Origin of the sequence: Aetokthonos hydrillicola CCALA 1050 (assembly GCF_017591665.1) — a bacterium.
In the GTDB taxonomy this organism is placed as follows: domain Bacteria; phylum Cyanobacteriota; class Cyanobacteriia; order Cyanobacteriales; family Nostocaceae; genus Aetokthonos; species Aetokthonos hydrillicola.
In genome coordinates this window covers 1-3,541 of record NZ_JAAKGC010000241.1, presented here as the reverse complement: position 1 = coordinate 3,541, position 3,541 = coordinate 1, and the positions used below count along the sequence as shown (strand labels likewise).

Genomic DNA, 3,541 nt, shown 5'->3' with positions numbered 1-3,541 from the left:
GACCTTCTTGACATGCAGTATACCAACTGGTAGTTACCCATCCTCTATCTTCAGGATGAATTGCTTTTACCCAACCCTCGTTTAAACTCTCCTCTTGATTTATGCCATAGATAAACTGGTAACGAGGATTTGTATAAGTACATTTACCTTCAATATCTGTAAGAAAAATACCAACGGGGGAGCAAGCACTTAAAGAGCGAAACATCTCTTCACGTTTTTTCAGCTCGTTGTTCATCGCTATTAACTGTGCTGCTTGTCGTTTTACTTCGGCCGTTTTCTGAAATAGCTCAACAAATGCTGCTACCTTCGATTTTAAGATTTCTGGTTCAATTGGCTTGAAGAGGTAATCTACAGCGCCCAGAGAATATCCTTTAAAGACCATGTTGTCGCTGGTGTTGAAGGCTGTGAGGAAAATTATTGGTGTGTAGCGCGATCGCTCTCGTTGTCGAATGAGATTTGCAGTCTCGAACCCGTCCATTTCTGGCATTTGCACATCCAGTAGAATCACTGCAAAATCTTGGTTAAGTAGATGTCTTAATGCTTGAGCGCCTGACGTAGCTTGCACCAAATTTTGCCCAAGACTATCCAAAATCGCCTCTAGAACCAGCAAATTTTCTGGATGATCATCAACCAACAGAACGTTAACTTTCGGTTCAAACGACATTTTCTGTGTATGCTTCCTGGACGATAGTAAGGCGTTTTCACGTCTTCCTTTTGACTTTGACGCTTATAGCTAACGTATTTCTACTATCTTAAGTCATAATTTTCATTTTTAGTTCATAGCTTTTTCAATGCTAGTGATAGTAAGCGGTTAATTCATTATTAAAAGTTACAAATTTTCACTAAAAAATCTGGAATATCTTCTAGCGGCAGAATTCTGTCTGCAACCCCAGCAATAATGGCTGCTTGAGGCATGATCCCACAAACTGCTGTTGATGGTTCTTCTACTACAGTTTTTCCACCATAGGCTTTGATTTTTGCTAGTCCGTGACTACCATCATGATTTGCTCCTGTCAACAGTACACCAATCACATTCTCGGCGTAAACATTCGCTGCTGTTTCAAAAAGCACGTCTATTGAAGGTCTGGCGTAAGTGACAGGATCATCTGTAGATAAAGCAAAGTAATGCTTAGGTGCTGTTCTTGACCCTTCTACTAATAAATGATAGTTTGCTGGAGCCAAATATACACACCCAGGTATAATATCTTCTTTATCCTGCGTTTCTTTGATAAGCAATTGGCTGTAATCCTGCAATAAGTTTGTCAATATTGCTCCATCGGAAGCTTTGTGGCGGTGGATAACGACAGCTATAGGTACTGGAAAGCTTTTTGGTAAGTCCTTCAGTAGTATTTGGAGGGCATGTAATCCTCCGAAAGATGTACCAACAACAATTAGTTGAAAACTCATAACTTATTCGGGGATGGAGGTTGAATCAGTGAACAGTCAACAGTTATCAGTGTTCAAGATCCATGGTGCGGTGTTAACTGATAACTGATAACTGATAACTGTTTTTAGTGAATCCTGCGATAAAGTTTCTCGCCTCTTTCTAATTCTTCATATTTTTCTTCTTGGGGTGTAAACTTAATTGATTCTTGGCGTCCTAAGCCCAAAATCCCAAACATAATGAGACTGTCATAGAAGAGATTATGGACTCGTTTTTGTAAAACTTTATCAAAATAAATTAAGACGTTACGGCAAACAATAATATTAAACTCGTTGAAAGAGTTGTCTGTTACTAAATTATGTTGTGAAAAAATTATATTTTCTTTTAAAAATGAAGAAAATATAGCATTTTCATATGCAGCGGTGTAATATTCTGAAAATGATCTTTTGCCTCCTGATAACAAATAATTTTGAGTATATTCTTTCATTAATTCTAACGGAAAAATTCCAGATCTTGCTTTCCGTAAAGATACTTCATTAATATCAGTAGCGTATAAACGAGAACGGTGGTAAAGCCCTTCTTCGTATAACAATATTGCCATAGAATAAACTTCTTCACCAGTAGAGCATCCAGCGTGCCAAATGCGAATGAAAGGATAAGTTTTGAGTACAGGGACGACTTTGTTTCTAAAGGTAAGAAAGAAGCTAGGATCTCGGAACATCGAGGTTACGTTCACCGAGAGCCTATACAGCAATCTTTCCATACATTCAGGGTTGTGAAGAACTTTTTCCTGTAGTCCAGAGATGGTGGTCAAACCTTCTGCATAAACTGCGCTCCAAATCCGGCGTTTGATTGAAGCTAAGGCATAATTTCTAAAATCAAATCCGTAGTAACGAAAGATGCCTTCTAATAGTAATTCAATTTCAATATCTTCAAGCTGCTCCTTATGCATAATAAAGGTGTGTATTGTTATGAACGGAGGTAATAGGGAATGGGCACTCTTGTTGTAGATTTTTTTTATGAAAAATTTAGGATTGCTATAGTCAGCAGTAAATGACTAAAAATTCCGAACATCTTGATTCTTATAGTAGTTAGTAAGTCTGACACTATCCTTTTATAGCGTCTTAAAGTTAATAGTTGCATCCATCTATTTCTAGAAGTTACAATACGACCTTATATCTCAGGATGGAAAGCAAGCCAAACACGGAAAGCAGAAATTGAAAGCGAATGAGGATAACCACACTTTCAAGTAGAATTTTCTTCCTAACAGAAGATCTTCGGATCTGCTCAGAGTAGAAATTTATGAAGAAGAATTCAGGAGTCAGGAGTCAGAAGTCAGAATGATAAATACTGGTTAAAACCTCGTCTATGAGTGGACGTGCGGAGTGGTTTAAACTTTTCCTAAAGCACCATCCCTTTATGGTTTGTGCATTCTGACTCCTGTATTCTGACTCCTGACTCCTTTCTATTTATAAAGCCAAACACGCAAAAGAGAAAGTAACTGCTCTGTGTCTACAGGTTTGGTGATATAGTCAGAAGCACCAGCCTGAATACACTTTTCGCGATCGCCTTGCATTGCCTTGGCTGTAAGTGCAATAATGGGTAAAGATTTAAACTGGTTTTCTTGACGAATCAGCCGAGTGGTTTCATAACCATCCATTTCTGGCATCATTATATCCATCAAAACCAGATCAATATCTGGCTTGGAGTGCAAAACATCAATTCCATCACATCCATTTTCAGCATACGAAACCTCCACCTGATAACGCTCTAGCATACTGGTAAGAGCAAAAATATTACGCACATCATCATCTACAATAAGGATTTTCTTGTTCACCAGAATCTCAAGAGAAGAATGCAGTTGTTCTAGCATTTGTCTTTTGGGAGCAGGTAATGCTGCTTGAACACGATGCAAAAACAATGCAGTTTCATCTAACAACCGTTCTGGCGATCGCACATCCTTAATAATGACTGTTTGTGCAATTCGCCGTAGTTCCGTATCTTCCGCACGAGTGAGTTCCCGTGCTGTATATATAATGATAGGTAAAGTTTCACCATTAGCCTCTTGCTTAAGTTGTGAAATCAGTTCAAAACCGCTCATATCCGGTAGTCCTAAATCTAGAACCACACAATCAAATTGTCCATTCCGAATTTCAG

At 38.5% G+C, this 3,541-nt stretch carries 4 protein-coding genes; all 4 read right to left on the bottom strand.

What is annotated here, in order from left to right:
• A partial coding sequence (locus G4P69_RS36310; RefSeq protein WP_208354733.1) for a response regulator occupies positions 1 to 664 on the bottom strand: 664 nt, incomplete at its 3' end.
• Between the two features lie 158 nt (positions 665 to 822).
• Positions 823 to 1,407: a chemotaxis protein CheB gene (locus tag G4P69_RS36305; RefSeq protein WP_208345266.1), complete on the bottom strand. Its 585-nt coding sequence runs from the start codon at positions 1,405 to 1,407 to the stop codon at positions 823 to 825.
• A gap of 104 nt (positions 1,408 to 1,511) precedes the next feature.
• Complete coding sequence (locus G4P69_RS36300) at positions 1,512 to 2,336, bottom strand: CheR family methyltransferase (RefSeq protein WP_208345267.1); 825 nt, start codon at positions 2,334 to 2,336, stop codon at positions 1,512 to 1,514.
• A 513-nt stretch (positions 2,337 to 2,849) separates the two neighbouring features.
• Positions 2,850 to 3,541, bottom strand: a 692-nt coding sequence (locus G4P69_RS36295) for a response regulator (RefSeq protein ID WP_208354732.1), incomplete at its 5' end; no start/stop codon positions are given.

What these genes read in the sequence shown, in the direction of transcription:
- G4P69_RS36305 (WP_208345266.1), bottom strand. Translation starts at nt 1,407, where the DNA reads ATGAGTTTTCAACTAATTGTTGTTGGTACATCTTTCGGAGGATTACAT.
- G4P69_RS36300 (WP_208345267.1), bottom strand. Translation starts at nt 2,336, where the DNA reads ATGCATAAGGAGCAGCTTGAAGATATTGAAATTGAATTACTATTAGAA.